General features: G+C 47.8%; 4 protein-coding genes and 1 pseudogene. All 5 read left to right on the forward strand.

The annotated features are described in order from the left end of the window. Nucleotides 1-46: 46 nt before the first annotated feature. The 5 genes and pseudogenes from BLV54_RS09115 (at nucleotide 47) to BLV54_RS17275 (ending at nucleotide 6,125) form a co-directional block, all read left to right on the forward strand. Nucleotides 47-1,234, forward strand: coding sequence for an efflux RND transporter periplasmic adaptor subunit (locus BLV54_RS09115; protein ID WP_090570912.1), 1,188 nt, complete (start codon nucleotides 47-49; stop codon nucleotides 1,232-1,234). Next, nucleotides 1,231-4,362 carry an efflux RND transporter permease subunit gene (locus tag BLV54_RS09120; protein ID WP_090570915.1) on the forward strand — a complete coding sequence of 1,044 codons (3,132 nt, stop codon included), beginning with the start codon at nucleotides 1,231-1,233 and terminating at the stop codon, nucleotides 4,360-4,362. The genes BLV54_RS09115 and BLV54_RS09120 overlap by 4 nt, the downstream gene beginning before the upstream one ends. Nucleotides 4,363-4,405: 43 nt before the next feature. Next, entirely contained in the window at nucleotides 4,406-4,603 is a 198-nt protein-coding gene (locus tag BLV54_RS15545; protein ID WP_143032464.1) for a hypothetical protein, read from the forward strand. Nucleotides 4,604-4,734: 131 nt separating this feature from the next. Then, a pseudogene (locus BLV54_RS16845) lies at nucleotides 4,735-5,726 on the forward strand (AMP-binding protein); the annotation flags it as partial. Next, nucleotides 5,709-6,125 carry an AMP-binding enzyme gene (locus BLV54_RS17275; RefSeq protein ID WP_339389404.1) on the forward strand — a complete coding sequence of 139 codons (417 nt, stop codon included), beginning with the start codon at nucleotides 5,709-5,711 and terminating at the stop codon, nucleotides 6,123-6,125. The pseudogene BLV54_RS16845 and the gene BLV54_RS17275, both read left to right, overlap by 18 nt. Nucleotides 6,126-6,215: the final 90 nt, after the last annotated feature.

The raw sequence follows: 6,215 nt of genomic DNA on the forward strand, positions 1-6,215 counted from the left end.
CGGCAGATGCAGTGATGCTAAACCGGTATTTAATCGTTACCACTCTATGAAAACGCGCCAGCAATTACTCATCGCACTGTTGATTGCGATGGCGGGGGGGGTGGCAGCTTTTGCCATTGTTAATTCGTCACCGCAAACCGATCAGCAAGAAAACATCGTTACACTGCCTTCAGTCCAAGTCATCAAGGTAAAGCCCGAGCGGTTGCGTATGGATATTCATTCGCAAGGGCGTGTCATGGCACAAACAGAAATAGACCTGGTTACCGGTGTCTCGGGCAATATCATCAAAATCTCACCTGCTTTTGTCAGTGGTGGATTCTTCAAGAAAGGGGACGTACTGGTTTCGATCGATCCGGCGGAATATGATTTGCGGGTAGCGCAAGCTCAAGCCAGGGTAATGGAAGCCCAGTATCAGTTGACACGGGAAGAAGCGGAAGCGGAACAGGCTCGTGATGAATGGCAACATCTCGGACAGGGAGAGCCTAATTCGCTAAATCTAAGGATTCCGCAGCTTAAGGAGAAGAAAGCCAAGCTCGCAGCGGAGCATGAAGAGCTGAAGAATGCCCGGTTGCTGCGGCAACGCACAGATATACGCGCTCCTTTTAGTGGTCGGGTGCGTAACAAGGAAGTAGGGATGGGGCAGTATCTGAGCAGCGGTACGGTATTAGGAAGAATTTACAGCAGCGATCTGGCTGAAGTGCGCTTGCCATTAACCACGCACGAACTTACTTTTATCGATTTTCCAGATTTACCCCATCGTTCTCATGCTGTAAAGGGGGCGCAAGTGAAGCTTACTGCGTATTACAACGGGCAGCAACAAACCTGGCTGGGTCATATTGTGCGCAGCGAAGGCGTGGTCGATCAAGACACCGGCATGGTAGTGCTGGTTGCACAAATCCCAGATCCGTTCGGTCTTGATGCAAAAAAAACTGACCCTGGCAGGGGATCTTCTGCTGCCAGCTTACCGATAGGTTTGTATGTGGAAGCCAGCATCAAAGGACGTTGGTTCGATGATTTGGTTATTCTGCCAGCCAGTGCATTACGCAAAAATAATCAGGTAGCTGTTGTTGATCAGGACAGCCGGTTACTTTTTCGTACCGTGGAAGTGCTCAGGAGAGAACGCGAGCAAGTGATCATTAAAGCTGGATTAAATGTGGGAGAACATGTGTTCGTTTCCGGCCTGCATCATCCGGTTGATGGAATGTCAGTTAAACCTATCGAGATTGCTCCATGAAACTGATCATCTGGTTCGCCAGAAACCCTATTGCCGCCAATCTTCTCATGATAGTTATCATAGCAGGTGGACTGATAGGTTTAACCGTGTCCAAACGCCACAATGTTCCACCTGCACCAGCAAATCAACTGAAGATCGAAATTGCTTATCCAGGCGCAGGCCCTGCAGAAGTGGAGCAAGCGTTATGTATTCCTATTGAGGAAGCCATCCATGATTTGGAAGGGATCCGGCATATCAATGCCACTGCTAGCCAGGCGGAATGCGAGATCATCGTTGAGTTTGATCCTGCGATTGATTCCACACGTTTCCAGGCTACCGTGCAGGCCAGAATGGATCGCATCACGGCTTTTCCGAAAGGAGCCGAGAAACTGAAAATTCAGGAAGTGAAAGTTGGCACAATTGCGATAACTGTAATGGTGCATGGTGAAGTTGATATGTTAGCCTTGATACGTCAACGCGATCAATTGCAGGCTATGCTGAGTAAGCACCCGGATATAGGGTTAATGATGCCTTGGCCTCAGCTTCCCTATGAAATATCGATTGAAATTACAGAATCAGATTTACGCCGCTATGCATTGAATTTTGAGGAAATTGCCGAGGCTATTCGAGCCGCATCCAATAATATACCGGCGGGAGAGCTTAAAAAATCCGATGGCAAGTTGCTGCTGAGAAGCAAGAATCAGGCTATGACTGTGGCTGATTATGCTGCGATTAATCTGCGATCTGAACCGCATGGTGCGCGCCTGTTGCTTGGTGATATTGCGCAGATTCGTGAAACGGTGAGTGAAAAAGATTTTCTGGCAAGAATTGATGGCAAGCCAGCCGCGCAAATCTTCGTAATGTCAAAAGACCGAATTGTGACAACAGTCGAAGCGGTCAATGAGGTTATTGACGCATTCCGTCCTGGTTTGCCTGATGGCATTGGCATTTCGACATGGGATGACTGGTCAAAATATTATAAACATAATATGTCCATGTTATGGGAAAACGCAGTATCAGGTTTTATTCTAGTTTTTCTGGTATTGATGTTTACCATGCGATTTTATCTGGCGTTATGGGTGAGCAGCGGCATTGTGATATCACTGATGGGAGCACTGTGGCTGATGCCGATGTTGGGAATTTCTCTAAATTTTTATTCAATTGCCGCTCTGATTCTTATCTTGGGTGTCTTGGCGGATGACGCTATTGTTATAGGCGAGAATATTTACACGCATCAGCAGCGAGGACGTCCCGGTTTATCGGGTGCAATCAGTGGAACACTTGAAGTAGCACCATTAGTCGTGTTGATGGTGCTGTCTACGATGATTGCTTTTGTTCCCGGCCTTTTATTGCCGGGTCTTAGTGGATATCTGATGTACAACATATCTCTGGTGGCTATTGTAACTTTGGCGTTTTCCATGGTGGAAGCGCTCCTGATCTTACCTTCCCATTTGGCAGTCAACTTTACTTCAACTACGGATCGTAATGCCTGGTCAGCTGCTATGAGTTTTGTGCAGGAACGAACTGATAGTGGATTGCAATGGTTTATTGACCGTGTATATGTCCCACTACTGAAAGGGCTGGTGCGGTTTCGTTATATCACACTATCAGTGTTTTCCATTATATTGCTGATTACCGCTGCGCTTGTTTTTTCCGGACGCATTCAAAGCGTGATGGAAGCGCCTGTGAACGACTATTATTTGATTGCCACTCTCCAGCTTCCTCCTGGTACCCCATTTGAAGAGGTTGATTATCATGTAATGCGCTTGGAACGTACTGCCAATGAAATACGGTCCGAGTTAAACACCGAACTCGGCACCGACACATCGACTAAATTGAAGGATAGCTTTCAGCACATTATTGCTGTTGGCGACGACAACACCGCAATTGTCAATATCGAAATAGCGATTGACGAACGTGTCCGTTCTCGTTTGGATATCATTAAAAGACAATGGGAGGAGCGCTTTGGTGAGCTTCCTGCCGGCGCAACGCTGTCTTTCCAGACTTTCTGGCCAAAAGATCTTGGCATGCCTACTGCTCATTCTGCGAAGGCCATTGAGTTGAAATTGATTGCAACAGATGTTGCACTACAAAGCACAGTCGGTGAAATTCTTAAAACCAAGCTTTCTTCTTATGCCGGAGTACACAGCGTGATGAGTTCGATGCAGGCAGGTAAGCCTGAGTTGCAACTTAAGCTTAAACCTGAAGCAGCATTTTATGGGTTAACGATGCAAAGTTTAGGTGAGCAAGTTCGCCATGGATTTTTTGGGTTGGAGGTACAGCGCTTTTTTCTGGATCGAGATGAAGTCAGGGTAATGCTACGCTTTCCTTCCGAGCGTCGCAGTTCTCTGGATGATTTATATAACATGCCAGTCAGGCTGGCCAATGGCAGCACTGTTCCATTCGCCACAGTAGCAGAAGCCGAATATACTCTAGGTTTTGCAAGTATTACCCGGCAAAACCGAGAGCGGATTCAATTAATCAGTGCTGACGTCTTTAAAGGAGAGGCTAACGCTGAAGTTATTCTTGCCGATTTGCGTGCAAATGTAATTCCCGGGTTGGAGGCGCAATATCCTGGGCTAAGGATCGAGCCAGGCCAGACCCGGCAAAAGCAAGAGAAAGCAATGTCGGATCTATGGGGTTATGGTGTGCTGGCTTTGCTGGGGATTTACGCGTTGCTGGCGGTGCCGCTGCGCTCCTATACGCAACCACTCATAATTATGCTGGCCATTCCATTTGGCTTTATCGGCGCAGTAGTGGGCCACCTGTTGCTGAAAATTCCTTTGTCCCTGGAATCTTATGTGGCGTTATTTGCCGTAGGAGGGGTTGCAATCAACGATAGCCTGATATTGGTTGCGAAAATCAATGAAATTCTCCAGAAAAACATACCGATTTATAAGGCTGTAGTTTTGGCGGGTAAAGCACGTTTCCGTGCGATATTTCTAACAACAGCAACTACTCTTTTGGGATTGCTGCCACTCACCAGCGAGCAAAGCTCAGATGCTGAGAAACTCATGCCAATGGTGATTACGCTTTCGTTTGGCATACTTTTCTCCTCTTTGGTCACTTTATTGCTGGTGCCTGTCAGTTGTGTTGTTTTAAAGAAAATATCCAGTCAGAAGTCTACGATAAGTGGATTCTCTAGTTAAACCTAAAAACCGCAGTTGATCGCTTGATTGGAGAGTTAAGCCCATGACATATAGAGGTATCTTAGAAATTTTCTCATTCACCAGAATAGTGAGGCCGCTACGGGGTGCATCATATGTCGCTCCAGGCACGAATGCGGCGTTGCTCTTCGTTGCAGGGGACGGCCCTGCGGCCTCATCGCGCCTTGCCTCGCGCCTGGATCACCACACGCTCCACCCCGTCCGACTACGGTTTTTAGGTTAAAATCTCCAACTTATCAGAAGAAAATGACATCGTATCCATTACTGCTGAAACAGCTTTGGCATACGCCTTTGACAAATGCATCTCATCAGGAGATTGTCTACCGTGATCAATTGCGCCTGAGTTACCGTCAGATGTATACCCGGATTGGTCAATTTGGTGCTGCATTGGCAGCTTCTGGTTTTCGTCGTGGTGACGTGATCGCAGTAATGGATCACGATAGCCACCGTTATCTCGAATGCTATTTTGCCATACCAATGTATGGTGCAATTATGATGACGGTCAACACCAAGCTGACACCGACACAGATTGCTTATACATTGAATCATTCGGGTGCTGCAATGCTGCTGCTGCATGCTGATTTCATCCCGGTTATCGAAAATATCTGTGCAGAATTATCTAACATACAAAAGCTTATCGTCATGACGGAGGGGGCGGCGGTGCCGCAAACCTCTCTGCAATTTGATGATGAATACGAAAGCTGGCTTGCGGACCAGACCGATGATTTCGGTTTTGCGGATTTTGATGAGAATATGCGGGCGACGGTTTTCTATACCACTGGCACGACCGGTGCACCCAAAGGTGTTTACTATACGCACAGGTAACTGGTGCTGCACCGGCTGCGCGACAACGGCTCCATAGCGAAGATGTATACATGCCGATTACACCGATGTTTCATGTGCATGCATGGGGTATCCCTTATATAGCTACGTTGCTTGGTGTGAAACAGGTTTATCCAGGACGTTATGTACCCGATATGCTGCTGAAACTGATTCATGAAGAGTGCGTTACTTTCTCACATTGTGTTCCAACCTTATTGAGAATGATATTGACAGCAGCGCAATCATCCGGTGTGGATCTCTGTGGCTGGAAAGTCGTCGTTGGTGGATCGGCGCTGCCGCAAGCGCTGGCTAAACAGGCGCTGGAAATGGGGGTCGATTGTTTCTCCGGTTATGGTTTATCCGAGACTGCTCCCATTTTGACACTAGCGCAATTGAACGCTCGTCGCAATGGCGAGCAGGATCCGGTAGCGGATGATGCGCTGGCTGCATTGTGCTGCGCCGGGCGCCCAATACCGCTGGTGGATTTACAGATCGTCGACGATACGATGCGTTCGCAGGTTCATGACGGGCAAGGCAGCGGTGAAATCGTCGTGCGCGCACCCTGGCTGACGCAAGGGTATCTCGATAATCCTGAAGCCAGCACAGCGCTTTGGCAAGGTGGTTATCTGCACACGCAGGATATCGGCGCCATTAATCGGGAGGGTTATCTGCACATTACCGATCGCCTGAAAGACGTCATCAAAGTTGCCGGTGAGTGGGTGTCGTCACTGGAATTGGAAAATGCATTGACCTTGGTTGCCGGCGTCAAGGAAGTTGCCGTGATCGGCGTAGCGGATAAACGTTGGGGAGAGCGTCCGCTGGCATTGCTGGTGGTGGATAAAGCTTTGTTCAATAAATCGGCTGCGCATGAACAAATGCGCTTATTAATCGAGCACGGATCGATTTCAAAACACGCGCTGTAAGAAATCTCAGGGTTGTTTACAGAGAGGTTGATTGAAATAATGTTGGAGTATTTCATAAGGAGTTGAGTTATTCAAACTTTTATGTGGTTT

It is taken from the genome of Nitrosomonas sp. Nm33 (assembly GCF_900107265.1).
Classification (GTDB): Bacteria; Pseudomonadota; Gammaproteobacteria; order Burkholderiales; family Nitrosomonadaceae; genus Nitrosomonas.